The organism is Paraburkholderia aspalathi (genome assembly GCF_905220735.1).
Classification (GTDB): Bacteria; Pseudomonadota; Gammaproteobacteria; order Burkholderiales; family Burkholderiaceae; genus Paraburkholderia; species Paraburkholderia aspalathi.
On record NZ_CAJNBA010000002.1, the window covers coordinates 896,054 to 921,113 of the forward strand.

Sequence of the window (25,060 nt, forward strand, 5' to 3'; positions counted from 1 at the left end):
CCGCCTCGCTATAGCGCTGCCGTTATCAGCTTCAACCCCGCAGGCAGCGATTCGCCGAACACCCGGCCTTCGTCGGCGTCATCGAGTTCCACGGTCTCGCCGACCATCGTGATCCACGCGCGCGGCGCATTGGCCGCTTCGAGTTTGCGCACCACGGCATGGCGCACGTCTTCCGGCAGGTCGCGCGAGCGGTCGCCGGTCATGCGGGCGATCTGCACGGCGGCGAACGCTGCGGGGTCGACCTTCTTCCAGTCGAGCGCGAGGATCGTGTTCAGCCAAAGCGCCGCGACGTCCGGCGGCACGACGCTATGCGCGCTGCCGTAGAACGGCCGCCGCGCACCGATGCGGCCGACCGCCCACCAGCTCTGATGATTTTCCGCGGGCTTCTTCAAGCGCGTGAGCACGGACTCGCCGAGCTCGATCTTGCGTTCGACCGGAATACGTTCGAGCGACGCGCTCAGCCGGACCATGTCGGTGAAGCCGGTTTTCGACACGTCGAAGGGCAACTTGTGACGCGATTGCGCGGCCGTTTGCAGATAGGCCATCGCGTCGAGCACGCGCAGTTGCGCGCTTTCATCGAGGCCTCCCGCAGCGCGGCGCCATAGCGTCCACCATTCCGACCAGACCTGGCTTTCGTTGACGTACTGGATGCCGTCGTCGAAGAGCGACCAGAGTTGCTCCACGCGCCATTCGTCGAGCGGATAGCCGAAGCCAGGCCGCACGCAATAGCCTGCGAGATTCAGCCACAGGCGTTCGTGATCCGCCGAACGCCGCCGGCGTCGCGCGCGTTCCCACAGCGCGCCGAACAGTTCGCGCAGCAGCGCGCTGTTCCACCCATCGCGCGGGCCGAGCAGCTGTTCGAGTTGCGAGCGCAGGCGTTTGATTTCTTTCGGGTCGACCTTTTGCGCGCGCGTGCCGAAGCAGCGGTCGATATGGTCGATTGCCTGGTCGAGCGCGGGGTGCCGGGCTTGTGCTGGATCCGCCGCCAGGTTCACCTGGGCATCTTCGCGGCGCAACTGGAATTCGAGCAGCCAGCGCTGCACCGGATTGTCGAGCTCGATGCAGTGCACTTCTAGCGTGCCGACTTCGGTCAGCGACGTTGCGATCTGTACGGCGGTTTCGCCGCGCGTCGTGCTCGCGCCGCGCGGTTGCACGATCGTCGCAATAGGTGGCAGCCGAACAAAATCGCCTTGCGTAAGGTCGGCCATCTCGCCAGGTTGGTAGATCGTATCCGCGCTTGAAGAGGCAAGGTGAAAACGCACAGGGTGGCCGAGGCGCAGCGCGAACGTACGGTCTTCGATCCGGATCTCGTGACCCTCTTCGGTGCCACGCGGCAGCAGACAGATGCCGCATTGTGCCGCTTCGGCATTGCGTGCGCCGTCACTCGTTTCGTCCAGCACGAGGAAATAACTGCGCGCCGAGCCGCCACCGATTTTCGGCGCCTGGCCCGCGCGGGCGAGGGCATAAGCGACCGCGCCGCGCGCCACGGCGACGTCGGGATTGTCGTTGTGCAGAACGTTGAGCGCTTCGCCGCGCCACGTGCCCAAAGTGCTGGACAGGCGTTGCGCCAGCGCTTCAGCGCGGAATACGCCGCCGTTCAGTAACAGCGTGTCGGGCACCGGCAAAGGCTCGTCCTGAGCTTCACCCGCATCGGAAGGAAGCGCGGAGGAATCAGTAGCCGAACCCAGCGCCTTACGCGACTGCGCCGCGAAGCGGTTGAGAAACGCCGCGATATGACGCGTGACCGCGGCATCGGTGGCATAGGGCAGGCCGAACTCGACGATCGCGCCGCGCGGCCTGCCGGGCCGTTCGTTCGATGCCACCGCCGGAAAGAAGCCGTCGACGATGATCTGCTCGACTTCCTCTCGTGTGACCTGCACCGTGCGTGCGCCTCCGATCAACTTCGAGCCCGCGCCGAGCAGCGTGATCGAAGCCGACTCCGGCGCGTCTGGACCGAGCAGTTGTTCCTTCGCGCCGCGGCAACGCTCGACCAGTTGTGAGAGGCTCGCCGCCGACAGACGCGTGCGCTCGTTGCCCGCTTGAGGCAAACGTGCCTCGACGCGATGCGCGAGTGCGAGATCCATGTTGTCGCCGCCGAGCATCAGATGGTTGCCCACGCCGATACGCGTGAGCTCCGGCTCGCCGTCACGCATGCGGACTTCGATCAGCGTGAGGTCGGTGGTGCCGCCGCCGACGTCGCAGATCAGGACGAGTCGCGTGTCCGACAGTTCGGTCGCAAGGCTGTCGCGATGATGAAACAGCCAGTCGTAGAACGCGGCCTGCGGTTCTTCGAGCAGCCTTAATGTCGGTAAACCCGCCATGCGCGCTGCTTCCACCGTCAGCGCTCGCGCGCCTTCGTCGAAAGAAGCGGGCACCGTCAGCACAACGTCTTGCGCTTCGAGCGGCGCGTCGGGAAAGCGTTGATTCCAGGCCGCCCGCACGTGTGCCAGATAGCTCGCGCTGGCTTCGACCGGTGAGACCTTGCGGACATCGTCCGCGGCGCCCCACGGCAGGATCGGCGCGACCCGGTCCACGGACGCGTGCGACAGCCAGCTTTTCGCACTCGCCACCAGCCGTCCTGGCACCTGGCCACCGAGTGCACGCGCGAGCCTGCCGATTACTACGGGTGGATACTGCTGACTTTCGCCAGCACGATCGACCGCGTTGTCAGGCGCGCGCCACGGCAACTGCAGATCGCCCGCACTCAGCTCGCCCGGCGCCGCGTGATACCGCACCGAAGGCAGCAGCGGCCGCGCCGCGACTTCGCCGAGACTCACCAGTTGATCGATCTCGAAGACGCGAATTTCCTGCGAGCCCACCGCGGCATACGCCAGCACCGTGTTGCTGGTGCCGAGATCGATGCCGACGCTGTAGCGCTTCTGCTTCACTTCAGTCATGCATTGGCGTTGCCGCGCACGTCGAACTCGACCTTCCAGCGTTCGTCGGTGCCGCGCGGCACGGCTTCGAGTTCGAGCGTGCCGGCTTCCGTCACGCGCGCATGCAGTTTCACTGGCACGACTTCACCAGCGGTGCGGCCGGCGGACGGCAGCGTTGCCTGGATTTCCTCCAGTTCCTGCAACTCCTCGGGACCCCAGAAGTCGAGCAGCGTGCCGACCTGATCCTGGCGACGCACCGACGAGCCGAAGAAGCGGAAGTGCACCGGCTCGCCGACGACCAGCCCGAACTCCTGCGCCGGCAATTCGGCGTCCGTGCCTTCCTCCATGCCAAACGGCGCGACGCACAGCGCCTGCACCGGCGGCTCGAGACCGGGGACGGCGGGCATCGCCGATTCGATCGCGATGTAGTACGCGCGTGCGGTGCCGCCACGAATACGCACGCCCTGGCCGCGTCGCACATAACCGTAATAAGCCGCGCCGCGCGCGACGGCGAGATCGAGATCCGCGCCTTCGAGCAGGCGTGCTTGCGGCGCACCTTCGGCACCGAGCCAGCCGTTGAGCGTGCCCATGATCCGCTCGACCAGCAGCGGCGACTTGAACACACCGCCGTTGAAGAGCACGGCAGTGGGGTGCAGGAACGTCGCGCCTTCCGTCGTGGCGATATCGCGCAAGCCTTCGAGTTCGGCCAGCGCGCCCACCTGCCTGCCAAGGAAGGCCGCCAGATGCCGCGTGATGCCCGCGTCCTGCGCATAGGGCAGACCGAGTTGCGTCAGACCGGCACGCGCGCGGCTTACCGGACGCGCAGCGCTATCCACCTGCGGGAAGAAGCCTTCGAGAATCGTCTGGGTCAACTCCGCACGCGTGAGTTCGGTGCGGATCGAACCACCGATCAACCTCGAACCGCGGCTCGGCACGACGAGCGGCACGGTATCGGTCAACGGGTCGCTGAGCAGCGTTTCCTTCGCCGAGCGGCAGGCATAGGTGAGGGCGCGCAGTTGCCACGCGTCGGCCTGAGTACCCTGCGCCGCAAGTTTGCGCGCGACCACGTGGGCAAGCGCCAGGTCCATGTTGTCGCCGCCGAGCAGAATGTGTTCGCCGACCGCGACGCGATGCAGTTCGAGATTGCCTTCGCGCTCGATCACCGCGATCAGCGAGAGGTCAGTCGTGCCGCCGCCCACGTCAACCACGAGAATGATGTCGCCGACCTTGACCTGCTTGCGCCACTGGCCGCCGCTCTTCTGAATCCAGCTATACAGCGCGGCTTGCGGTTCTTCGAGCAGTGTCATGCGTCCGTAGCCGGCGGCTTCCGCTGCTTCGGCGGTCAACTCGCGTGCTGCCGGATCGAACGACGCGGGAATCGTCACCGTAATGTCCTGCTGGCTGAACGGCGCGTCCGGATGCGCGTGGTCCCACGCTTCGCGCAGGTGCGTCAGATAGCGCACCGAGCTTTCGAGCGGCGACACGCGCGCGACTTCCGGCGGCGCGTCGTTCGGCAGAATCGCCGCACGACGATCGACGCCCGGATGGCACAACCAGCTCTTGGCGCTCGACACGAGCCGGATCGGCGTGGCCGCGCCGCGGCTGCGAGCGAACTCGCCGACCGCGAATTCGCGCTGGCCGGTCCACGGCAGGTACAGATCGCCCGAGGCGAGTTCGTCCGGATGCGGCAGGTAGAGGAACGAGGGCAGCAGATCGAGGTTGTCGATCGCGCCTGGGCCCGTGAGTTGCGCGACCGGCAGCACGCCTTGAGTGGTCTTTTCACCATCGCTCGCCGTGGTGTCCACGTAGGACAGCGCGCAGTGCGTGGTGCCCAGGTCGATACCGATTGAGAAGCGTGCGTCGCTCATAGCTCCACCTCGGCCGGTGCGATCACCTTGGCGTTGTGGCTGTCGGTCAGCTTCGGCAGACGCACTTCGTCGACACGCCAGCCGCGGTGGCTGATGCTGCCGTTGAACGGCGCCTTGCCGACCACGTTGCCGGTCAGGCGAATCGAGGTGGCGTCGAAACCTTCGGCCAGCGTCACGCGACTGCCTTCGGCTTCGTCGCGCACCGGACGGATCGTGAAATGCTCGCGCAGCGTCGTGCGGCAGCCGTCGTGCACGAGGCGGGCGGCGGCGCCGATGTCGGCGTCGCTATAGGTCTTGATGTCTTCTTCGACGAAATCGATGAAGCGCGCGTCGCGTTGCAGCAGACCGAGCAGTTGGAGTGCGGCGTCCGGGCTTGCTTCTTTCAGCGTGGGGGCCGGTTGCGGGGCGGGGGCCGGTGCCGCGGCGGGAGCGGGCGTGGGTGCGGGTGCTGCGCTCGCCGCAGCGGCGCCGCTGTTACGCAGACGCAGCACGCCGGCGGCGAATTCACCATCGCCGAGGATGCTGAAAAATGTACTGACGGCAAGTGAAATCCTGCCGAGGAAAGACGGGTTCGAATCGGTCATGAATGCTCCTGAGGGGCTCTGTTAAAGGACGAGCTGTCCTGGCTGCGCCGCACCCGACGAGCCCGACGTGCCTGATTGGCGTGCTGGGCGGCCGTCGTCATGCGTCATGGCGAGGGTCGGCGGCAAGCCTGCCGCCGAGGTCTGATTCATCCGGATTCGCGGCGCGTTTTGCGCGCGCAAAACCAGTATTTTGCCTTGTCGCGGGCCCGACGCGGGCAAAGGCGGGAATTCTAGCGGCTAATGGGTGGAGATTGGCGGGTGGTGGAGGCGCTCTTCCGGATGTGCACGGCGGCCCGTTTCACGCGGCGTGCGGCCCGAATTCGGCCACCACCTGATCGATAAACGCGCGCAGTTTCGGGGTGGCGCGGCTGGCCGGAAACACCAGATGCATAGGGCGTGCGGGCGCTTCGTAGTCGTTCAGCAGACGTACCAGCCTGCCCGCGGCAAGTTCGTCCTTCACCGCCACTTCGGGCGCGAGGATCACGCCGCCGCCATTGAGGGCCGCGGCCAGCAGCGCTTTCACGTCGTTGGCCTGAAAGCGGCCCGAGATCGGCACCACATGTTCGCCCTCGGCATCAGTGAAACGCCATGCGGTGTCAACCGGCAGGCTCGTATAGACGAAGCTCAGGCACTCGTGCTGCGCCAGCGCTTGCGGCGTCTGCGGCTCGCCGCGCTCGGCCACGTAGCCGGGCGACGCGCAGGCAACCAGCCGGTACGGCATCAACTGCCGCGCGATCAACGACGAATCCGACAGCGAGCCGAGACGGATCGCGGCTTCATAGCCTTCGTCGATCAGATCGACGAAGCGGTCGGTCAGCGCCAACTCGACCCGTACCTCGGGATTGGCCTTCAGGTAACGCGTGATCATCGGCGCGAGACAGCAGACGCCGAAAGTCACCGGCGCCGTGATGCGCAAACGCCCGCGCGGCGAGGCAGACAGCTCCTGCGCAACGGATTCAGCCGCGTCGGCATCCGCCAGCAGCGCCTTGCAACGCTCGTAGAAAATCTGGCCGATCTCCGTGAGGCTCTGGCGGCGCGTGGTCCGGTTAAGCAAACGCGCGCCCACGCGCTCCTCCAGCGTGCTGACATGCTTGCCGGCCATCTGCGCGGAGATACCGAAGGCGAGCGCGGCCGCGGCGAACGAGCCGCTGTCGGCCGTTTTCACGAACACGGCCATGCTGGTCAAACGATCCATGATTCACCACTACTGGTTTCGACAGCCATCAAACTATGCCCGTTTATCCGGTTGAAGTTTTGAATCATAGTGCTTCTCACCGCTGGGCGGGCGCTCAGCCGGGCGATCTGCGGATAAACAGGAGTGTGAAACATGAAGATAGGCATTCTCGGCGCCGGTTTTCTCGGCCGCGCGATGGCGATCGTCGCGAAGAACCATGGTCACGAAGTGATGATCAGTAATTCCCGTGATCCGCGAACCTTGATCAGCACGGCCGCAGTGCTTGGCTGTGCGCTCGGCACGGCTGAAGAGGCGGCGAAGTTCGGTGACGTGGTGGTGGTGACCGTGCCCTTCAGCAACATTGGCGCGCTGCCGGTTGCGGCACTCGACGGCAAGATTGTGATCGACACGTGCAACTACTATCCCGACCGCGACGGCCACATCGAGGCGCTCGACAGTCGCTCGACGACCACCAGTCAGATGCTGGCCGCCGCGTTGCCGGGTGCGAAAGTGGTCAAGGCCTTCAACGCGATTCTGGCGAGGGACCTCGAAACGGACGGCAAGCCTGCCGATGCGTCGAATCGCCGGGCTTTGCCGTTCGCCAGCGATGACGAGCAGGCCAAACACGTTGTGCGCGAGCTTCTCGATCAGTTCGGCTTCGATCCAGTCGATGCCGGCGCGCTCACCGACAGTTGGCGTTTCGAGCGTGCGAAGCCGGTCTATTGCATTCCACTGGATCGCGCGGGCATCGTCGAAGGATTGGCGGCGGCGCAGCGGGACGTCGAGTTGCCGCATGGATCGTGGCGGCATTGAGTAGCGCGTGGCGATGTGTTCCCAAAATTAAATCGATGTGCGACTATGCCCTCCATGGAATCCCGTAACGTACTGTTCAACTTTCACCACCATCACGGCCGCATGCTGTTGCGCCGTGGTTCGTTACGTCCATAGCAGGGAATCGGGACTTCACTGATCCCGTTCATGCACCAACGACCAAGGCGCCCAAGGGCGCCTTTTTTTATTTCTACGCACAAGAGACCAGATATGACCATGATCCGTGGAACCCGTTTTATCGTCGGAACCGAAGCCGCACAGATTCGTGCACTCGAAAATCGCTTCCGGAGCTACCTTCATTGAAGCCGGGGCAGAGGAGGCGATCGTTCCCGCGCTGTGGGGACAAGACACCTTTATCCAGAAAGCCGGTGGCAGTGAGGTCATTGGGCAGATGTGGGCTTTCCCGGACAAGAAAGGCAGACCCTGCTGTCTGATCCCGGAAGCGACCGCGCTCTTCCAGGAGCGCTGCAAGGAATTACTGGGACTGCAGACGGAGCGCATGCTGTTCTATGTCGCGCGGTGCTATCGGTATGAGCGGCCTCAGGCAGGCCGATACCGCGAATTCTCGCAACTCGGCTTCGAATATCTTTGCCCCGATCCGCAACGGGCCAACCTGCGCAGCCAGGAGATAGTCGCGGGTTTTCTGGATTCGATCGGACTGCGTTACGAAATCGACAGTTCGGCGCGGCGCGGTCTTAGCTATTACCTGAACGGCATGGGCTTCGAGATGCGCTGCACCGAACTCGGCGCGCAACAGCAGATCGTCGGTGGTGGGGCGTATCGGGAAGGCGCGGGTTTCGGCATCGGCGCAGAACGGTTGCTGCTTGCGATGGTGGCTCAAGGGCTAGCGTAGAAGGCCGTGTAGAGATTGATCAACACGAGCCGATCTGTTGACTGAAGCGCCATGCGCTTCAGTCAACCGGATGTGGCTGCGAATTTAAGCGATGCCGGCGCCAAGAGCCGGGAACACATCGGTGAACAGCAACGTGATCAGCTGTTGTCCCGCAGGGGTGGACCAGTCCTGCGCGATTTCCGCCATGAGCGTGTTGGTGGCGGTGAGCACCACGCCCGCATCGTGCATCCGTTGACGCGAAAACTCTTCGGAAAGATCGCTAGGCGATCCTGAAGCATCCATCACTGCCTGCACGCCAAAGCCTTCGAGCGCAGCGTCGATTGCGGGGAAGATCAGGCAAACGTCGGTGGTCACGCCGGCCATGATCAGGTTCTTGCGTCCCGTGGCGAGCACCGCATCGCGGAAGTCGGGATAGGCCCATGCGTTGACGACGCCGGGGCGCTTGATTCGCGCCGCGTGCGCTTCGGGCAGAATCGCGGCGATTTCCGGAAGAATCGGCCCTTGGGCACGGTCTTCCTGACTGGACGTGATCACGACCGGCAGATTGAGAATCTTCGCCATCTTGGCCAGCGCAATCGACTGTTTCGCAGCGAGTTCGCGGTCGATGTTCTTGATCAGTTGCATCGTGCCGACCTGATGATCGATCAGCAGCAAGGCGGTGTTGTCGGCAGTGAATCGTTCAACCTTCATGATGTAGCTCCTAAGTAGTGATGGGGCGCGTGCCCCAGGTTCGTGGAGGCTTGTTAGAGCCTTCCCATCTCGCCACGGTGGTAAGCGGCGGTTGCCGCGATCAGGCTCTCCTCGCTCGCAAAAGCCATAGGTCCGTTTGAAAGCACAGGCTGGTGCAGCGGTTCGCCGATGAACACGGCGACCCTCGCGCCGCCAGCAATGGCTGCTAGCTTGTGCGTCGTCGTGTCGGCCGCGGCCGGCAGGATCGGGGCACCGAGGTCGTCGAGGCCGAAGCCTTCGCCATCGAGTTCCGCGCGGCCGTGGATCGGCATGAAGAAGGCGCGCTCGCCCGCGGCCACCGGCAGCGCCAGCTCAGCGCCGGCCTCCAGCGTGATGTCCAGCAAGGTGACCTGCGTCGGCGGTGTCAGCGGGGAGCGCACGCCGTCAAAACTGCCCAATGGAACGCGGACCCGAACACCGGGGCGCTCCACCACCGGCACGTCCTCAGGGGCGAGGCTCAGCGCGAACGGCGCCGCATCCTGCTTTGCCTGCGGGAGATTGACGAAGATTTGCAGCAGGTGAGTGGTACTCCCCAGCACTGCGGGATTTTCTTCATGGACCACACCCCGTCCTGCAGCAGTCCAATGCAGGCCGCCCGGTTCGATCAGCGTGCTGTTACCGAGCGAATCGCGGTTGGCAATGCCTGTCTCCGAGTCGAGGAACAGGTAGGTCACCGCGGAGAAGCCGGCGTGCGGATGCGGCGGGAAGGTGGGCGCACTCATCCAGGCGTGGTCGATACCCATGAAGGGATCGAGTTGCGAGGGATCGGAACCATGCAGGCGGTACGCGCGGAAATGGCTTCCCCGATTGGCGCGCTGCATGCGGGCGATGGCGGTTGACATGGCCCGGTCCTCAGACGTTACCGGCCGCACTCGGCGCGAAGTGATCGACGCTTGCGCCGAACAGGGCGACGTGGGTGAAAAGCTGACGCATCTTGTGCTCCTCAGTGGTGATGTGTTCATCAGATGTGGTCATCATCCGGAAAACCGTAGGTGGGATAAAGATGGCAAAATGGAAATCATTGAGCCATTTTTGGAGCAGTGAGGTGGAGTTTCTGAACGACATGGCGCTGTTCGTCGAGGTGGTCAAGGCGAAGAGCTTTCGCCGCGCGGCCGAGGCAATCGGGGTGCCCAACTCGACGCTGTCGCGCCGGATCAGTGCACTGGAGAAGGCAATCGGATTGCGCCTTCTGCATCGGACTACGCGCAAGATCGAGCCGACCGAAGCCGGTCAGCTCTACTTCGAACGCGCGAGGCGCATCGTGGAAGAGGCGCGGCTTGCGCACGAGCAGCTCGGTGAGATGCTGGCGCAGCCAGTTGGCGTGTTACACGCGTCGTTGCCGGTCGATTTCGCGAATATTTTTCTCGCGCCTTTGCTCGCGGAATTCGCCCGGCGCTATCCGGGCATCAGCTTCGAGTTTGACCTCACGCCGCGTCGCGTCGATCTGGTCACCGAGCCCGTCGATGTCGCGATTCGCATGGGCGAGCCGCCGAGCTCGAATCTGATCGCGCGACAGCTCGCTCGTTTGCCGCGGTATCTCTATGCATCGCCGCGCTATGTCGAACTTTATGGTGAGCCAGGTGAGCCGGCCGATCTCTTGCGGCACGAGTGCTTGCGTCTCAAGCCGGCGGAAGTCGCCGGATGGAGTCTTCATCGGGGAAAGGAAACGGTCGAGATTGCAGTAGGCGGCCGGTTTTTGCTTAACAGCGTCGGCATGATCCGGCGACTGGCGACGCTCGATCTCGGCATTGCCGTGCTGCCTGAAGAAATCGCGGCCGATGATGTCGCCGCCGGGCTGTTGCATCGGGTGATGCCAGCGTGGCAAGCGCCGTCTGTTCCCGTCTACGCCATCACCGAGACGCGGTTGCTGCCCGCGAAGACACAACGTTTTATCGAGTTCTTGCGTGAGCATCTGGGGGCGTGAATCGGCCGGAGCATGGCCGGCCACATCCCCAACGTTCGCTCTAACTCATCGCATCGAGCAATCCATACCACGCAACCCCCGCGCTGATATAAAAACGCTGAAGCGCATGCAGCGGGATCCGCCGGATCGATGTCGGCGGCAACGGCAGTCCACGCGCCGCGCCTGCCAGATGCGCGGCGAGGTGCTTGCCGAGCGTCGTGGCCATCGCGATCCCGCGGCCGTTGTAGCCTAACGCGATCGTCAATCCCGCTGCGGGCAGATGAACATGCGGCAGGAAATCCCGCGTGATGGCGATGCGTCCGGCCCAGCGATACTCGTACTCGACGTCCACCAGTTGCGGGTACAACAATCTGGCGGCGCGTTCGAGGTGCGCCCAGTCCGCCGCGCCGCGTGGCTCGCGAAAAGGTCCGCGGCCGCCGATCAACAGGCGGCCTTCGCTATCGCGCCGGAAGTACAGCAGCAAGCGCCGCGAATCGGACGCCACTTCGCGGCCAGGCAGTATGCTTGCGCTGATGCTTGCGGCGAGCGGCTTCGTCGCCACGATGAAGCTGTTCGCCGCGATCACCGACTGCGCGATCCCCGGCCACAGCGAATCGCTGTATCCATTGGTTGCAAGCAGGACCTGACGCGCGTCGATGGCCGGTCCGTGAGCCGTGTGAATGCGCCATCCATCGGCGCGCTGTTCGAGACGGCTCGCGACCGTCGTGCCGTGAATCGCCACGCCACGCGCGAGGGCAGCGCGCGCAAGTCCACGCGCGTAGCTGAGCGGTTGCACGCTGCCCGCGCGGCGGTCCACCCATCCCCCGACAAACGCCTCCGTGCCGAGCCGCTGCGCAATCTGCGCGCGATCAAGTAACTCGACGCGCGCGCCGCGCGATTCCCACTGGCGCGCCCGCGCATGCAGCGTATCGAGCAGCCTGGTCGAATGTGTCGGCTGAATCCAGCCCGCGCGTGTCGCATCGCATGCGATGCCGTGGCGCTCGATCAGATCGAACACCGTGTCGGCTGCGCCGCCCGCCATCCTGACAAGCGCGTCGCCATCCTCCGGGCCAAACCGGCGCAAGAGTTCGTCGGGGTCGTACTTGAGACCCGGGATCACCTGTCCGCCATTGCGTCCCGATGCGCCCCAGCCCGGCTCGTTCGCATCGATCACGCAGACGTCCACACCGAGTTCGCTCAAATGCAGCGCCGTGGATAAGCCCGTGTAACCCGCGCCCACAATTGCCACCTGAACACGCTTCGATACATCGAGCGGCGGCGTGCGCACCGTGGCCTCAGCGGTGGTAGCCCAGAGCGACGGCGGCAACGGCTGACCGGCTTCTACTGACTTCATTGCGCGATTCCGTTCGACGTGGGCATGAGCATGCGGCGCAGAAAATCGCGCGTGCGTGGATGAGTCGGCCGCTCGAGCAGATCGGCTGCCGCGCCTTCCTCGCAAATGGTGCCGTCGTACAGAAAGCACACACGATCGGCCACTTCGCGCGCGAAGCCCATCTCATGCGTGACGACGATCATCGTCATGCCGTCGTTCGCGAGTTGCCGCATTACGCCGAGCACTTCGCCGACGAGTTCCGGATCGAGCGCGGAAGTTGGTTCGTCGAACAGAATCGCTTTCGGCTCCATCGCCAGTGCACGCGCGATGGCGACGCGCTGTTGCTGGCCACCCGAGAGTTCCGCTGGATACGCGTCCATCCGGTGCGCGAGGCCAACCTTGTCGAGCAAATGCCGCGCTTTCTCGCGCGCCGCATCACCCGCTTCCTTTTTCACATAGAGCGGCCCTTCGCAGACGTTCTCCAGCGCCGTGCGATGCGGAAACAGATTGAAGCGCTGAAACACCATGCCGACCTGCGTGCGCAACTCATGGATGTGCTTCGACCTGGCGTCGACGCGCGCGCCTTCAACGGTGATCGTGCCTGCGTCATAGGTTTCGAGACCGTTGATGCAGCGCAGGAGCGTCGACTTGCCCGAGCCCGACGGTCCAATCAGACAGACGACCTGGCCGGCCTCGACGTTGAGGCTGACGCCCTTGAGCACTTCCTGATCGTGGAAGCGTTTGTGAATGGATTGAACTTCGATCATCGCTTTCCCTTCTGACCGAGACGGCGCTCAAGGCGCCGCAAGCCGTAGACGAGCGGCAGGCTGAGTGCGAGATAGAGCAGCGCGACGAGCGTGAATACCGTCATGTTCTGGAACGTCGACGACGCAATCAGCTGGCCGGCGCGCGTCATTTCCGCGACGGTAATGGTCGAGGCCAGCGACGAGTCCTTCAGCATCATCACGAGCGTGTTGCCATACGGCGGCAGGGCGATTCGAAACGCTTGCGGCAGGATCACGCGGCGCATGATCAGCGGGCTACGCATGCCGATGGATTGCGCGGCTTCGATCTGGCCGTGGTCGATTGCCTGAATGCCGGCGCGGAAGTTTTCCGCCTGATACGCCGAGTAGGCAACGCCTAGCCCAATGAAACCCGCCTGGAACGCGCTCAACTGCACGCCGAGATCGGGCAGCACGAAGTAGATGTAGAACAGCTGCACGATGATCGGCAGGCCGCGAATCACGTTGATGAACGTGGCCGCTGCGTTCGAGAGCACCTTGTTCGACGACACGCGCATCAGCGCCAGCACGAGGCCGAGGAGCGTACTGAGAACGAACGCGCAGAAGGTAATCTCGACGGTGACGACCGCGCCTTTCAGCAGGATCGGCAGGAAGTCGAGCGCATTCTGGATGAACATGACGTGATCTCCTCAGGCAGCGAGCCGCGTCATTCCACCTGCCACTTCTTGATGATCTGCGTGAGCGTGCCGTCTGCCTTGATCTTGCGGATGCCGGCGTTCAGCTTCTCCAGCGTCGCGTTATCGCCCTTGCGCACCACGAAGCACAGTTGGCCCTTCACGCTCGGCTGATAACCGTCGACGAGCCGCAACTGCGGGTTCGGGTTCTTCTGCAACTGGTACGCGATGATCGGATGGTCGCCGAAGCCCGCCTTGATGCGGCCGAGCGCGACGTCGCGCATGATGTCGGCGACCGAGTCGTACGTGCGCACTTCCTTGAAGATGCCTTTCTTGTTCAGCGCGTCGACGAAGGCGGTGCCCACTTGCGCGCCGACCACTTCGCCCTTGAGATCGTCCATCGACGTGTACTTGCCCTTGTCGTCGGCGCGCACGATCAGACCTTCGCCATACGAATAGACCGTGTCGGAGAAGTCGACGACCTGCTCGCGGGCCGGCGTCTTCAGCATGGCGGCGGAGATCACGTCGATCTTCTTCGTGGTGAGCGACGGGATCAGCGCGGAGAAGGTGGTCTGTTCCACCTTCACGTCGAAACCGGCGGCCTTGCCGGTTGCGGTGATCGCATCGACCAGCAGACCCTGGATCGAGTTGCTTTTCACGTCGAGGAAGGTGAACGGCACGCCGGTGGCCGTCGCGCCGACCGTGTACTCAGGCTCGGCGGCCGCCATGGCCGGCGTTGCTGCGAGGACCAACAGCGCGACGGCTGCGCCGGCGATGCGCTTGACTAACTGGATCATGAGATTCTCCACGACGGTGACGGACTACGATTGAGGAATCGGTGACTGGTTTGACTTCATCATATTCGAGTCAAAAATATCGAATAACATTATTTGCGTATCGATATTCGATATGCTAACGTCAATGCATCACGATCACCATTGGGTATTTCCATGAGCGGCAAAGGAGTGGAGCAGGCAAGCGAGAGCGAAGCGCCGGGCGAAGTGCCGGACGCGCTCTTCAATCAATCGCTGGAAAAAGGCATCGCAGTGCTGCGCGCATTCAGCGCGCAACGCCGGACCATGAGCCTGCCGGAAGTGGCGGAGGCGACTTCGATCACGAAGAGTTCGGCGCAGCGGATGATTTACACGCTGGAGAAGCTCGGTTACGTGCGCAAACATCCCCGCACGAAGCGCTATCAGCTGACCCCGCGTGTCGTGCAGATTGGCTTCAACTATCTCGCGGCGGATACGCTCATCGACGTGGCCAACCCGTTCCTTTCCGAGCTCACGAACGTGACGGGCGAGACGACCAGCTTGACCGAGCCGGACGGCGCCGAGATGCTGTACGTCGCGCGTTTTGTCTGCATGAAGTTCGTGCCGATTCACATGCCGATAGGCAGCCGCATTCCGATGTACTGCACGGCATCAGGCCGCGCCTATCTGAGCGCGCTGCCGGACGACGAAGTGCGCACGCTGCTCGAGGCGAACGACCGTGTCGCGCATACGCAGTACACGGTGACGGACATCGGCGAGATCGAAGCGCTGCTCGGGGAAGCGCGCCGCAGGGGTTATACGTCGAACCGTGAGGAACTGTTCATCGGTGACATGACGATTGCGGCGCCGGTGCTGGATGGTGAAAGAAGACCCGTGGCGTCGGTGCACGTGGTCGCGCCGACCAGTCGCTGGACGCTAGCCGATGCCGAGCAGCGCCTCGCACCCGCGGTGATCGATTGCGCGCGTGGCATCAGCAATTCGATCAGGACGCTGGGTTGACCTATCCGTGCAGTTCGCCCACAAGGCGGGATAGGCGTGCAATACGATGGCGATACATCGGCGCCTGCGGGGAATTTTTCAGATGTTCGACGCGGTCGCGCCAGTAGGTCGGCGGAAAAGGTTTTTGCGGCGCGCATGCCACTACGCGTTCAAGATGAACGAGTTCGCTTTCGAAAAGATGGTGGTGCATTGTTCGATTTCCCCGTGGATGGCCAGTCTGGTCCGTTCGCGACGTCGCTAACTATCTGACACCGCTCAGGGCTTCTAAAGCAGATTCTCGTCCGCGCGGTGGACTGCGCGGTAATGCAATGCAACGCAACGCAAAAAGACCGCTTACCTGGCTATCCGGAAAAACCTGGGGGGTGGCCGGGTGCGTGAGTGCCGCAACGTGCTTCACGCAGGATCGGTCGATGTGCCGCGATTGACGCGGACAAATTAAAAGGGCGGGCCGCCGCTGCTTGTCCCCGCAAAGGGAGGCAACGACGGCCGAACCTCGGAGCGGCCCGCCTGATGCATAGCCAGGCGGATTCCACCATGTCGGTTTTACGCATTGCAACGATCTTCTCTACGGAAGTATTCGGTTGCCGCGGGCCGACACACAACAGTTACAGCTACAACAACAGCACAGCCCTCTCTCAAACTGCCGCCAGCGACTTGGTATCGTTGGCGTTGATCGCGCGTCAAACATGGTTCGGATCACTAACCGCAGGGTCGTGACGATTCACGGCGATCCCTCGATCAGCAACGTCGGCGATCCGCAAACAAACAGGACGTCGCCAGACGTCGGTGCGTCGAACACATTGCAGCGCGCGATCTTTTTTGGTCCCTCAGGCTTCCCGGCTTGTCTGGCAGGTTTATTGCACGTTCTGGGTACTACTGCAGCCTTGGTGGTCGTTTTTATCGGTCGGTGGCGGCCATCAACCGTATATAAGCAATCAATGTGCCATGCTGCGAAGCCGCATGGCAACGGGAATGTCGAAACGTTTCAGTCGCGGCATTGGACAGTCTCGTCCATGCGCACGCCTGGAAGTGGACGATTTCGTCCAATCGGCAAATCGTGGCGCATCGAAGGACTAATTCGTCCGTATGACGACGAACCCGGCGAGTCGGCAGGAAGGCGTGTGGGGGAGAGGCTGATTGAGGCGAGGACATCCGGCGCGGCGCGGCAATGGCGCGCCGCGCCGGATGGACAGACAGGCAGGGAAGGCAGTGCTGCTTACGACTGGAGGCTGACCTTGCTATAGGTCAACCGGCTGGGGCGCACCTGCATACGCACCAATGACACGAGGAAGCTGAACCCGGCCTGATTCGGATCGATCACCGGCACATAGGCGCCCAGTTCCTTGGTGAGCAACTGGGAGACGCGGCTCGCGACGTCCACGAAACCTGTACACCCGAGCAGAATGGACTGCGCGCCGTCCTTCTTGATCGCCTTCAGTGCCGCTTCGAAGGTGCGAATGACCACCACATCGACGTCGTCGAGTTGCGCGACGGGGCAATTGATCGCACGGATCGACGCGAACGAGTCCTGGATGCCATAGGTCTGCGGATGACCGCGCTGCATCGCGAGCGTGCTTTGCAGGATCGTGACGATCGAGAAGCGCTGGCTAAGCGCGAGCGCTGTGAAGGCCGTAGCGGGAAAGCCGCCGATGATCGGAATGTCGATCACCTCGCGCGCGGCTTCAACGCCGCACATATCGAAGTCGGTCAGCCAGATACCATCGAAACCGTCGTTTGCGATTGCTTGCGCAAGTTCGACCACCGGCATGCCGTTCTGCAGCCAGTTCGTGCGGTTCTCGATATCGGGGTGCCCCTGCGTGATGTTGCGGATCTCGACCTTGACGTCCGGCGGCACGACCGGAGCGATCGCCTTCAGGATGCGTTCGTTGTATTGCGACGTGGCGACGGGCACGAGCACACAGATGCGCAGAGTGGGATTCAAAGGCGTGTTCAAGACAGGTTTCCCCTGGTCGTGGAGGGGAGCGATTCCAGCGGCACATACGGCCCGAGATAGCCGAGCGAGTTCAGCAGCTGCATGAAGCTGTCGAGAATCAGACCGGGCTTGCGCAGTTCGGCTTCGGCACGCCAGGCAATCAGCGTGACGGGGCGCTTGCCGATTGCCGGGTTCAGCGAACCGTCATCCTGCACGAGGTCGCCGTTGCTGTAGATCGACTGGCCTTCGCCGCCGACGAAATAGGCGACGCTGTCCGGCGACAGCACGATCGGCTGCGGACTCGCGCTGTCCCACGCGAGCAGCGACTCGTTCTGGTACATCACCGTGTAGGTATGCTGGCCGGCCTGAATGCGAATCTTGCCGACGTCGAAGCCGCCGCTCGTGTCGACTTCGGCCGAGACCAGCTCGCCCGGCTCCGAGATAGCGCGCGCGGCGAGCCCGCAGCGTTCGTCGAGATAGCCGATCATCTGCTGGGCGCTGCCGATCTGGCCGGCCTGCACCGCGCGCCCGAGGTCCAGCGCGCGTTTCAACGTGCCGCGAATGGGCGTCGCGCGGCCGATATCGGCCGGCGTCATGACCCACATCGCGAGGCCGCCGAACTGGCCGAACTCGGGATCGGCGACGACCGGACGCATCATCTGCTCGACGATCGCCGACACGTCGCGTTGATGAGTCGGACCGCCGTGGTTGCTGTCGCGCGGCGTCACGTCGAGTTCGACGCACAGGCCGCCCTGGCTCACGAGGAACGCCGGGCGCGGATCGATTTCGGCGGCCGCGAAGGTGAGCATCGGCAGCGAGGGAACGGCGCGGCCGGCTCCGTCAGCGTCGATGACCGCGAGGCCGAGCTTTGCCGCCACGAGCGCCGCCACCGTGAAGCCCAGCGCGCCGCTTTCCGGCGGCATCACATAGGCGAGCCTGGTGGACTGCGATGCGAGCCGGGCCTGGACATTCTGCACAGCCGTCACCGGCCCGAGCGGGTAGATGGCTGAATTGATCGCTTCGGGCGCACCGAGATAGGCGACCATGACCGCCGCGCCTTCGGTGGCTTCTTCGACGGACACAACCTTGATCGTGTCGGTCGAGTAGTAATCGCCGGGGACAAAATGCGCAGCCAGATGCCGCGCGGATTCGATTGTGCCGCCGCCACCGCTGCCAAAGAACGCGGCCCCTAGCAGCAGCGGTTCCAGGTCTTCCTTGCGTAACTCATAGGCCATTTGTTATTCCTTTCGTATAGACGTCGATAGAAACTTCGCGCTGGAGTTCGGCGAGCAAACTCATGGCGCTGGTGACACGCGTGGTTGAATCAGTCGTCAGCGAACGCAAACCGCGCTCGAGGATGTCGATTGCTTCGGCGATGCGGCCGGTGGCGCGCAACAGATCAGCGAGATAACGCGCGGCGTCCACGCGCGCCGGCACCGAACCAAACGCAAGCGCGGTGGACAACGCGGTACGCAGACCCAGTTCCGCCGCGTTCACCTCGCCGAGTGCCCACTGCGCCCGCGCCCGGGTAACCAGCAATTCGCCCAGGTAGACACGTTCCTGACGCGCGAGGGTCTCGTCGATCGCGGCGGCGAGCATCGTCTCGCAGGTTTTCGCGCGGCCGGCGCGCAGCAGCAGCTCGCCGTGCTGCCATGCCATGAAGGAATAGAACAGCGCACCGCCGTTGCAAACGACGTGATTATCGTAGCCGTCGAGCATGACAGTTTCCGCTTCATCGGAATGGCCGAGCGCACTGAGGTGGCAGGCGCGAAGGACCTGCCCGACGCCCCGGTAGAACGCGAAGCCGTTCGCGATCGAGACCGACTCGAGTTCGCTCGCGAGGTGCCCCAGTCGGTCCATGTCTTCGAACAGGCAGGCGAGCCAGGAGGCGCCCTGAAGGTTGACGGCATGAGCGAACGCGTGCGCGCCTGGCTCGGAGGCGCGCAGGATCAACATTTCCATGGCGCGCCGCGCCTGTCCGAAGGCGCCGATCTGGTAGGCCGCGAGTCCTTCGAAAGTCAACGCGAGACTGGCGAGATCGATCCCTTGCGAGCCGGTACGGGTGTCGTCGCGCGCCACGCCAAGCAGGTTGCCGCGCGCGAGACAGGCGAGGGCTTCTTCGCTGTCGCCGAGCCAGAAGAGAGTGTTCGTCATTGCGACGTGAGCTTCGTCGAGCGACACCCGGTCACCGCCGTTCTGCGCGCGCTCCAGCATGTTCTGCGCGGTTGCGCGCGCCTGCTTGAGTTGCAGCGTCGTCAGCTGCGTGGTCCAGACGCCGAACTGGATCGCGGCGATTTCGGCGGGGGTACAGACGCCTTCGCCGACGGCCAGCGCGGCGGCGTAGCAAGCGGTGGCCTCCGCGTACAGCCAGCCGTGCACGCTACGCAGGCTCATGCCGAGCAAGCGGTAGGCGTCGAACTGAAGACGGCTCGCGGCCTCCTGTTCGTGCGGCGTTTGCAGCAGGTCGAGGCAGCGGCGCAACGGCGGAATGGCTTCGGCGAACTTCGATTCCTCGATCAGCGCGCTCGCATGTTCGAGACACTTGCGCGCTTCACGGTGATGTTCCTCGCGCGACTTCAGACGCCGCTCGATTGTCTTGCGGCCTACGCCCAACAGGGTGGCTGCCGCACTCTTGTTGCGCCCGGTCCGCTCGAGCGCGCGGTCGATCAAAAGGTCTTCGGCGGCGGCGAGTTTGTCGCGCCCTTCGAGTTGCAGCAGCATGTCGGCGAGGCTGGCGCGCGACACCGGTCCGCCGGTTTCGTTGGCGAGAAACGGCTCGAGCGAGTCGACGTCGATGTTCGTGTTCTCGGCGAGCACGCTCAACTGGCTGATCAGGTTGCGCAATTGCCGGATGTGGCCCGGCCATGCGTGCTGGGCAAGCCGGCGAACGGCGGCCGGCGAAAACTCCAGACGACGCGTGTGCTGCGACGCGAAGTGGGTGACAAGCGCGGGGATGTCCTCGACGCGCTGTTCGAGTCCGGGCACGGCCAGCACGAAGACCGCGAGCCGGTAGAAAAGGTCCTCGCGGAAGAGCCCTTCGCGTGCGAGTTCGCGCAGGTCGCGGTGAGTCGAGGCAACCACGCGTCCTGCGAAATGCAGACTGGTTGACGAACCAATCGGACGGAAAGTTCGCGTTTCAAGTACGCGCAGCAGTTTGGGTTGCAGCGCGAGCGGCAGTTCGCCGATTTCATCGAGCAGCAGCGTGCCCTTGCCGACCTGCTGGAAAAGTCCCTGGCGGTTTTCGCCCGCGCCGGTGAAGGCGCCTTTAACGTGGCCGAACAATTCGGCTTCGACGAGGTTCTCTGGAATCGCGCCGCAGTTGACGTCGACGAAGGGTTGATCCTGACGCAGGCTGTGTGCGTGCACACGGCGAGCGACCAGTTCCTTGCCTGAACCAGTCGGCCCAAAAATGAGCAAGGGATGATCGGTGGGGGCAACCCGATCGATCATGCGGACCAGTTGGCGAAACGCTGGCGCGCCGCCTACGAAGGCGCCGGAATCAGCCTTGTCGTGAGCGAACGGAACGTCAGGGGTGTAACTCATTACAAAATACGCTCCACTTGATCCGCGTGTTGCGCAACGCGGAAATTACCGTCGAAAAGACGGGGCGGACGGTCATGCAAATCGGTCTGGCGTCTGGCCAGTTTGTCCAATTGCGTGGTCGAATCCGTCCACCGTAATAAAGAGACAGAGTATGACGGCTTGTTGCCGATGTTGTCTTTTCGAAAATAACCCTCGCAACAACGCGATTGCGGATTGCATTGCAGTGTGCTGCGAGGGTGGGCAAGCGGATGGGTACTCTACGGCGGCAGTGGCCGTAGAAATGAAAGTATCAGCGGGGAATGTAAATATCAGCGGGGAATGAAACGTGTCCCGGGTGCCGTGCCGGGCTCATCGAATGAAAGGTGAGTGTGAAGATTGGAGGCTGCGTTTACAGCCAGCGCCAGATGCCCGCGGCCCACCCCGTGAGCGGCATATGAGCCCAGGTCGCGACGAGCCACATAACGAAACCGCCCAACAATGCATGCAAGCCGAAGCCGCCCAGCCGCGCACGGCCAGCGGCGATCGCCGCGAACGGCAGGTAGCTCGTCTTCGACTCCCACTCAGGCCAGAGATCGGGCTGAAGCTGCTCTTTCTTCCGGTCCTGCAAGGCGGCGCCGACGAGCGCGAGAACGACGATCGCCGTCGCAACGATGTTGCTCTTGGCCACCGGAAACACAGCGATGTGACACAGCCCCCACAGTACGAACGACCACATCATCGGGTGGCGAGTCACTGCGTACACGCCGAGCGCCGCTGCCGGGAATGCAGCGGGCCGGCCACCGGTGGGCAGCGCCGGGTTGCGAATCAGAGAGCCCATCAGGAGGATCGATGCTATCAGCATGACCACGGTTGCAACCGCCCAGATCCCGTCTCCTGCCTGCCATAGTGGTGCCGTCAAAGGCGCCTTCAGGTAGGCGGCGATCAACCAACCAAGCGTCGCGAACGCCACCAGCGAATAGACGCCCAGGAACCCCGTTTCGCCAATCGTGCTGACCAGCCGCCTGCGCAGCGGATGGGATAAAACAAAGTGACTCCCCACGAAGGCGACTGCCGCCGCCGCAACTGCGCTGGTGCTTCCCATTGGCCCGGCTCCTCACGTTATATCGCTGGCTGACCGTACTGCGCGTGTTCGATTTCCAGTACCGAAGATTACTCCTTTGCGCTTTCCCTTCTTGTGGCTGCATGTGGCAACATCGCGGAGATCTCTAAATCACGTCCGGCCTTACGCAGGCCCACACACTTCAGGAGAGCCCATGTTCGACCACGTCAAATTCGGAGTGAGCGACTATGCAGCGAGCAAAGCGTTCTTCCTCAAGGCACTCGAACCGATCGGCGTAGCGGTTGTCGGGGAGGGGCCGCCGACGTACGGCGTCGAGCTTAGCCCGCCGGGCAAGGCTTCTTTGTGCCTGTACCAAACTGATGAGAAGCCGGCGCATCTTCACCTGGCGTTTACGGCCGACAATCGCCAGCAAGTCGAAGCTTTCTATCGCGCGGCGCTGGAAGCGGGTGCCAAAGACAATGGTGCGCCGGGTCTGCGCCCGCATTACCACGCGAACTACTATGCAGCTTTTGTGATTGGTCCGGACGGGCACAACATCGAACTGGTTTGCCACCAGCCCGAGGCCTAAGCCTTCCATCGAGCGGACTCGCGAGGCCAGGCGCGCGTCCGCTTCGGGCCTCGCTGCGAACGGTCAGGTTGATGGCTGTTCAGATCGACTTGACCTCGCCGCCATCCATCCTCAGCGTCGAGCCTGTCATCCAGTGTGCGGCGGGCGACACGATGAACGCCATCAGCTCGGCGATCTCTTCGGGGGTGCCATACCGAGCGATTCCCGCTTCGACAGGAAAGCGCGCCGTCGCTTCTTCGACCGTCATGTTGTGGAGCGGCGCCCAATGCTCCAGGTAGGATTGCCGCCGGCCGGTCATCACCGGGCCGGGCAGCACGCTGTTGACCTGCACGCCGTCTGCAATCCCACGGTCCGAAAAAGCCTTCGCCAGCGCCACAATCGCCGCGTTGATCGTGCCGACGGCGGCGTAGGGTGCTTTGGGAAACAGCGCCGAGTTACCCGACATCAGCACAACCGATCCTGAGGTTTTCTTCAACGACGGCCATGCCGCGATCGTCAAGCGCCGCGCGCCGTGCAGCTTCAACGCGAAGCCGCGGTCCCATTGATCGTCGCTCATTTCGAAGACATCAATCTGCGGTACCGCGCCCGCGATGTTGAGTAATGCGTCGATCTGGCCGAACGCCGACAGCGTCTGATCCACCACCTTCTGTGCGGCTTCCGGATCTGACAGATCGAGGTCGATTGGAAGCGCTTTTGCGCCGGCCTTTCTGACTTCGTCAGCGGTCTGGGCGAGGTTCTCACGATTGCGCGCAACCACCACCACCGACGCAAAGTCTCGCGCCAATCTGATCGCGGCTGAACGGCCGATACCCTGGCTCGCACCTGTAACGATTGCTACTTTGTTCGACATTTCCTTTCTCCTTCATTCCTGAACTGAACTGGACCCGATGAGTCGCTAAACCAGCGACTCAATGGACAACCACCACGCTGCGTTCGTCTGTCAGCGAATCAGAAAACCGGAAATAGCCGCGGCGATCTCTGCCGCATGCGTTTCCAGCGCGAAGTGGCCGGTATCGAAAAAGCGCACCTCGGCATTCGGGATGTCGCGCTTGAACGCCTCGGCGCCGGGCGGCAGGAAAAACGGATCGTTCTTTCCCCACACAGCGAGGAACGGGGGCTGGTGGCTGCGGAAGTACTGCTGGAATGCGGGATACAACGCGACATTGTTCCGGTAGTCGCCAAACAGATCGAGCTGGATCTCGTGCGCGCCCGGGCGGCTCAGATAGAACTCATCAAGCGAGTAGCCGTCTGGCGATACGGACGCCGTGTCTTGCACGCCATGCCTGTACTGCCACATGGTCGCGTCGTGCGTCAGCATCGCGCGAAGCGCCTCGCGATTGGCTTGTGACGGATCCTGCCAGTAAGCGCGAATCGGATTCCAGCCTTCGCTCAGGCCTTCTTCATACGCGTTACCGTTCTGCGAGATGATCGCCGCGATCCGCTCGGGATGCCTGAGTGCAAGCCGGAAGCCGGTCGGCGCGCCGTAGTCGAATACGTACATGGCAAAGCGGTCGAAACCGATCTGCTCGGTGAAGCGTTCGATCACGGTGGCGATGTTGTCGAACGTGTACGTGAAGGCATCGCGGCTCGGCATGTCCGACTGGCCGAAACCAGGCAGATCGGGCGCGACGATATGGAAGTGCTCAGCCAGTAACGGGATCAGGTCCCGAAACATGTGGCTCGAGCTCGGAAAACCGTGGAGGAGGAGCAGTTTCGGCGCGGTCGGGCGACCCGCTTCGCGATAGAACACCTTGATGTGGTCGACGTCAGCGTAACGATAGGAAATGGCGGACATGAGTTGACTCCCGGTTGGGTAGAGGCGCGTTCGAAATGGCAGGCGAGAAGAACGCCTGTCGGCATGACAGGTTTGAGTAATCCCTAGCGTGCCGAGACGGCTTGAACTGCTTCGACGATCATGTCGGTGACGACGTCAGGGGCTGTGACGATAGGCGTGTGATCGACCTGGTGTGAATGCACGCGCGCCTTCATGCGCTGTGCCATGAAATGTTGCGTGTCGGGACTGATCATCCGATCCTGCTCCGCGCTCAGGAACCAGCTCGGCCGGTCGGTCCAGAGTGGGCGCCCGACCGGCTCGCCAATGCACGAGACTGAAATGGGACGTTGAACCGCACCGAGCACCGTCAATTCCTGCACCGTGGCGTTCTGCGCGAACGCTGCTACGAATGCCTCTTCGGGCAGCCAGATCAGGCCATGCTGATCCGGTGACAGTTTGGGCGCCAGCGGATGCACTTCGCCGCCGCGGTAGAACACATCGCCCACCGTTTCGCCTTCGGCTGGCGCAAGCGCGGCGACGTAGACCAACGCTTTCACGTTGTCGGCGCGCGTCGAGCCGATGACTGCGCCGGCGTACGCATGCCCGGCAAGAACAACCGGGCCTTCAATGCGCTCCAGCGTTCTGTTGAGGGCGGCCACGTCGTCATGCAAAGAGGTCAGCGGCAACGGCGCCGCAACAGCGTTGATGCCGTGTGCCTTCAGGCGTTCGACGACCTTGCTCCAGCTTGATCCATCTGCCCACGCGCCGTGCACAAGCACCGCGCTCACATTGCCAATAGACATTTCTCGCTCCTTTGAAGGAATGGGGTGCTACTTGTGATG

23 protein-coding genes are annotated in these 25,060 nt (G+C 63.2%); 5 read left to right on the forward strand and 18 right to left on the reverse strand.

The window, feature by feature from the left end; genetic code table 11:
* Positions 1–8: 8 nt before the first annotated feature.
* From KHO30_RS14785 to KHO30_RS14800, 4 genes are all read right to left on the reverse strand, one after another.
* The gene (locus KHO30_RS14785) at positions 9–2,897 is read right to left on the reverse strand and encodes an Hsp70 family protein (RefSeq protein ID WP_211701394.1); all 2,889 of its coding nucleotides are present in this window, start codon (positions 2,895–2,897) and stop codon (positions 9–11) included.
* Positions 2,894–4,744 (reverse strand): Hsp70 family protein, encoded by a 1,851-nt coding sequence (locus KHO30_RS14790; RefSeq protein ID WP_211701395.1) that lies wholly within the window; start codon positions 4,742–4,744, stop codon positions 2,894–2,896. Before KHO30_RS14790 ends, KHO30_RS14785 begins: the two co-directional genes overlap by 4 nt.
* Positions 4,741–5,328 carry a DUF2760 domain-containing protein gene (locus KHO30_RS14795; protein ID WP_211701396.1) on the reverse strand — a complete coding sequence of 196 codons (588 nt, stop codon included), beginning with the start codon at positions 5,326–5,328 and terminating at the stop codon, positions 4,741–4,743. The genes KHO30_RS14790 and KHO30_RS14795 overlap by 4 nt, the downstream gene beginning before the upstream one ends.
* Before the next feature lie 298 nt (positions 5,329–5,626).
* On the reverse strand, positions 5,627–6,523 hold the full coding sequence (locus KHO30_RS14800) for a LysR family transcriptional regulator (protein ID WP_211701397.1): 897 nt from the start codon (positions 6,521–6,523) through the stop codon (positions 5,627–5,629).
* A gap of 132 nt (positions 6,524–6,655) precedes the next feature.
* Between KHO30_RS14800 and KHO30_RS14805 the strand changes: the two genes are divergently transcribed.
* Together KHO30_RS14805 and KHO30_RS14810 are read left to right on the forward strand one after the other, a co-directional pair.
* Positions 6,656–7,315 (forward strand): NADPH-dependent F420 reductase, encoded by a 660-nt coding sequence (locus KHO30_RS14805; RefSeq protein ID WP_200651671.1) that lies wholly within the window; start codon positions 6,656–6,658, stop codon positions 7,313–7,315.
* Between the two features lie 283 nt (positions 7,316–7,598).
* The gene (locus KHO30_RS14810) at positions 7,599–8,186 is read left to right on the forward strand and encodes a HisS family protein (RefSeq protein ID WP_244864034.1); all 588 of its coding nucleotides are present in this window, start codon (positions 7,599–7,601) and stop codon (positions 8,184–8,186) included.
* An 84-nt stretch (positions 8,187–8,270) separates the two neighbouring features.
* Here the strand turns inward: KHO30_RS14810 and KHO30_RS14815 are convergent, their stop codons facing one another.
* The 3 genes from KHO30_RS14815 to KHO30_RS14825 are packed head-to-tail and all read right to left on the reverse strand — an operon-like array spanning position 8,271 to position 9,980.
* Positions 8,271–8,876 (reverse strand): isochorismatase family protein, encoded by a 606-nt coding sequence (locus tag KHO30_RS14815; protein ID WP_211701399.1) that lies wholly within the window; start codon positions 8,874–8,876, stop codon positions 8,271–8,273.
* A gap of 53 nt (positions 8,877–8,929) precedes the next feature.
* Positions 8,930–9,757: a pirin family protein gene (locus KHO30_RS14820; RefSeq protein WP_211701400.1), complete on the reverse strand. Its 828-nt coding sequence runs from the start codon at positions 9,755–9,757 to the stop codon at positions 8,930–8,932.
* Positions 9,758–9,767: 10 nt separating this feature from the next.
* Positions 9,768–9,980, reverse strand: coding sequence for a hypothetical protein (locus tag KHO30_RS14825; RefSeq protein WP_200619966.1), 213 nt, complete (start codon positions 9,978–9,980; stop codon positions 9,768–9,770).
* Here KHO30_RS14825 and KHO30_RS14830 point away from each other — a divergent pair.
* Positions 9,961–10,839 (forward strand): LysR family transcriptional regulator, encoded by an 879-nt coding sequence (locus KHO30_RS14830; RefSeq protein ID WP_200619967.1) that lies wholly within the window; start codon positions 9,961–9,963, stop codon positions 10,837–10,839. The genes KHO30_RS14825 and KHO30_RS14830 overlap by 20 nt on opposite strands.
* Positions 10,840–10,879: 40 nt before the next feature.
* Here the strand turns inward: KHO30_RS14830 and KHO30_RS14835 are convergent, their stop codons facing one another.
* The 4 genes from KHO30_RS14835 to KHO30_RS14850 are packed head-to-tail and all read right to left on the reverse strand — an operon-like array spanning position 10,880 to position 14,365.
* Complete coding sequence (locus KHO30_RS14835) at positions 10,880–12,172, reverse strand: NAD(P)/FAD-dependent oxidoreductase (protein ID WP_211701401.1); 1,293 nt, start codon at positions 12,170–12,172, stop codon at positions 10,880–10,882.
* Positions 12,169–12,918 carry an amino acid ABC transporter ATP-binding protein gene (locus KHO30_RS14840; protein ID WP_211701402.1) on the reverse strand — a complete coding sequence of 250 codons (750 nt, stop codon included), beginning with the start codon at positions 12,916–12,918 and terminating at the stop codon, positions 12,169–12,171. Before KHO30_RS14840 ends, KHO30_RS14835 begins: the two co-directional genes overlap by 4 nt.
* Positions 12,915–13,571, reverse strand: coding sequence for an amino acid ABC transporter permease (locus KHO30_RS14845; protein WP_093642700.1), 657 nt, complete (start codon positions 13,569–13,571; stop codon positions 12,915–12,917). The genes KHO30_RS14840 and KHO30_RS14845 overlap by 4 nt, the downstream gene beginning before the upstream one ends.
* A 29-nt stretch (positions 13,572–13,600) precedes the next feature.
* Positions 13,601–14,365, reverse strand: coding sequence for a substrate-binding periplasmic protein (locus KHO30_RS14850; RefSeq protein WP_054041519.1), 765 nt, complete (start codon positions 14,363–14,365; stop codon positions 13,601–13,603).
* Positions 14,366–14,518: 153 nt separating this feature from the next.
* Here KHO30_RS14850 and KHO30_RS14855 point away from each other — a divergent pair, with 153 nt between their 5' ends.
* Positions 14,519–15,340, forward strand: a complete 822-nt coding sequence (locus KHO30_RS14855) for an IclR family transcriptional regulator (protein ID WP_093642697.1) — start codon at positions 14,519–14,521, stop codon at positions 15,338–15,340.
* A gap of 1,216 nt (positions 15,341–16,556) precedes the next feature.
* Here KHO30_RS14855 and KHO30_RS14860 read toward each other — a convergent pair.
* The 4 genes from KHO30_RS14860 to KHO30_RS14875 all read right to left on the reverse strand — a co-directional run bounded on the left by KHO30_RS14860 (position 16,557) and on the right by KHO30_RS14875 (position 21,897).
* Positions 16,557–17,282: an aspartate/glutamate racemase family protein gene (locus tag KHO30_RS14860; RefSeq protein ID WP_211701824.1), complete on the reverse strand. Its 726-nt coding sequence runs from the start codon at positions 17,280–17,282 to the stop codon at positions 16,557–16,559.
* Between the two features lie 8 nt (positions 17,283–17,290).
* On the reverse strand, positions 17,291–18,508 hold the full coding sequence (locus KHO30_RS14865; RefSeq protein ID WP_211701403.1) for a DUF917 domain-containing protein: 1,218 nt from the start codon (positions 18,506–18,508) through the stop codon (positions 17,291–17,293).
* Positions 18,498–20,816 carry a sigma-54 interaction domain-containing protein gene (locus KHO30_RS14870; RefSeq protein ID WP_211701404.1) on the reverse strand — a complete coding sequence of 773 codons (2,319 nt, stop codon included), beginning with the start codon at positions 20,814–20,816 and terminating at the stop codon, positions 18,498–18,500. Before KHO30_RS14870 ends, KHO30_RS14865 begins: the two co-directional genes overlap by 11 nt.
* A gap of 388 nt (positions 20,817–21,204) precedes the next feature.
* Entirely contained in the window at positions 21,205–21,897 is a 693-nt protein-coding gene (locus tag KHO30_RS14875) for an NnrU family protein (RefSeq protein ID WP_211701405.1), read from the reverse strand.
* A gap of 172 nt (positions 21,898–22,069) precedes the next feature.
* Here KHO30_RS14875 and KHO30_RS14880 point away from each other — a divergent pair, with 172 nt between their 5' ends.
* The gene (locus tag KHO30_RS14880; protein ID WP_211701406.1) at positions 22,070–22,444 is read left to right on the forward strand and encodes a VOC family protein; all 375 of its coding nucleotides are present in this window, start codon (positions 22,070–22,072) and stop codon (positions 22,442–22,444) included.
* Between the two features lie 79 nt (positions 22,445–22,523).
* On the opposite strand, the gene KHO30_RS14885 is transcribed toward KHO30_RS14880, so the two are convergent.
* The 3 genes from KHO30_RS14885 to KHO30_RS14895 form a co-directional block, all read right to left on the reverse strand.
* A complete protein-coding gene (locus tag KHO30_RS14885; protein ID WP_211701407.1) occupies positions 22,524–23,294 on the reverse strand; it encodes an SDR family oxidoreductase in 771 nt (256 codons plus the stop codon).
* Positions 23,295–23,384: 90 nt separating this feature from the next.
* Positions 23,385–24,239 carry an alpha/beta fold hydrolase gene (locus KHO30_RS14890; RefSeq protein WP_200619974.1) on the reverse strand — a complete coding sequence of 285 codons (855 nt, stop codon included), beginning with the start codon at positions 24,237–24,239 and terminating at the stop codon, positions 23,385–23,387.
* Between the two features lie 83 nt (positions 24,240–24,322).
* A complete protein-coding gene (locus KHO30_RS14895; protein WP_211701408.1) occupies positions 24,323–25,021 on the reverse strand; it encodes an alpha/beta fold hydrolase in 699 nt (232 codons plus the stop codon).
* Between the last annotated feature and the right edge of the window lie 39 nt (positions 25,022–25,060).

What these genes read in the sequence shown, in the direction of transcription:
- KHO30_RS14820 (WP_211701400.1), bottom strand. Translation starts at nt 9,757, where the DNA reads ATGTCAACCGCCATCGCCCGCATGCAGCGCGCCAATCGGGGAAGCCAT.
- KHO30_RS14870 (WP_211701404.1), bottom strand. Translation starts at nt 20,816, where the DNA reads ATGAGTTACACCCCTGACGTTCCGTTCGCTCACGACAAGGCTGATTCC.
- KHO30_RS14875 (WP_211701405.1), bottom strand. Translation starts at nt 21,897, where the DNA reads ATGGGAAGCACCAGCGCAGTTGCGGCGGCGGCAGTCGCCTTCGTGGGG.
- KHO30_RS14790 (WP_211701395.1), bottom strand. Translation starts at nt 4,744, where the DNA reads ATGAGCGACGCACGCTTCTCAATCGGTATCGACCTGGGCACCACGCAC.
- KHO30_RS14815 (WP_211701399.1), bottom strand. Translation starts at nt 8,876, where the DNA reads ATGAAGGTTGAACGATTCACTGCCGACAACACCGCCTTGCTGCTGATC.
- KHO30_RS14885 (WP_211701407.1), bottom strand. Translation starts at nt 23,294, where the DNA reads ATGTCGAACAAAGTAGCAATCGTTACAGGTGCGAGCCAGGGTATCGGC.
- KHO30_RS14880 (WP_211701406.1), top strand. Translation starts at nt 22,070, where the DNA reads ATGTTCGACCACGTCAAATTCGGAGTGAGCGACTATGCAGCGAGCAAA.
- KHO30_RS14835 (WP_211701401.1), bottom strand. Translation starts at nt 12,172, where the DNA reads ATGAAGTCAGTAGAAGCCGGTCAGCCGTTGCCGCCGTCGCTCTGGGCT.
- KHO30_RS14895 (WP_211701408.1), bottom strand. Translation starts at nt 25,021, where the DNA reads ATGTCTATTGGCAATGTGAGCGCGGTGCTTGTGCACGGCGCGTGGGCA.
- KHO30_RS14855 (WP_093642697.1), top strand. Translation starts at nt 14,519, where the DNA reads ATGAGCGGCAAAGGAGTGGAGCAGGCAAGCGAGAGCGAAGCGCCGGGC.
- KHO30_RS14825 (WP_200619966.1), bottom strand. Translation starts at nt 9,980, where the DNA reads ATGTCGTTCAGAAACTCCACCTCACTGCTCCAAAAATGGCTCAATGAT.
- KHO30_RS14795 (WP_211701396.1), bottom strand. Translation starts at nt 5,328, where the DNA reads ATGACCGATTCGAACCCGTCTTTCCTCGGCAGGATTTCACTTGCCGTC.
- KHO30_RS14785 (WP_211701394.1), bottom strand. Translation starts at nt 2,897, where the DNA reads ATGACTGAAGTGAAGCAGAAGCGCTACAGCGTCGGCATCGATCTCGGC.
- KHO30_RS14865 (WP_211701403.1), bottom strand. Translation starts at nt 18,508, where the DNA reads ATGGCCTATGAGTTACGCAAGGAAGACCTGGAACCGCTGCTGCTAGGG.
- KHO30_RS14805 (WP_200651671.1), top strand. Translation starts at nt 6,656, where the DNA reads ATGAAGATAGGCATTCTCGGCGCCGGTTTTCTCGGCCGCGCGATGGCG.
- KHO30_RS14850 (WP_054041519.1), bottom strand. Translation starts at nt 14,365, where the DNA reads ATGATCCAGTTAGTCAAGCGCATCGCCGGCGCAGCCGTCGCGCTGTTG.
- KHO30_RS14800 (WP_211701397.1), bottom strand. Translation starts at nt 6,523, where the DNA reads ATGGATCGTTTGACCAGCATGGCCGTGTTCGTGAAAACGGCCGACAGC.
- KHO30_RS14840 (WP_211701402.1), bottom strand. Translation starts at nt 12,918, where the DNA reads ATGATCGAAGTTCAATCCATTCACAAACGCTTCCACGATCAGGAAGTG.
- KHO30_RS14890 (WP_200619974.1), bottom strand. Translation starts at nt 24,239, where the DNA reads ATGTCCGCCATTTCCTATCGTTACGCTGACGTCGACCACATCAAGGTG.
- KHO30_RS14845 (WP_093642700.1), bottom strand. Translation starts at nt 13,571, where the DNA reads ATGTTCATCCAGAATGCGCTCGACTTCCTGCCGATCCTGCTGAAAGGC.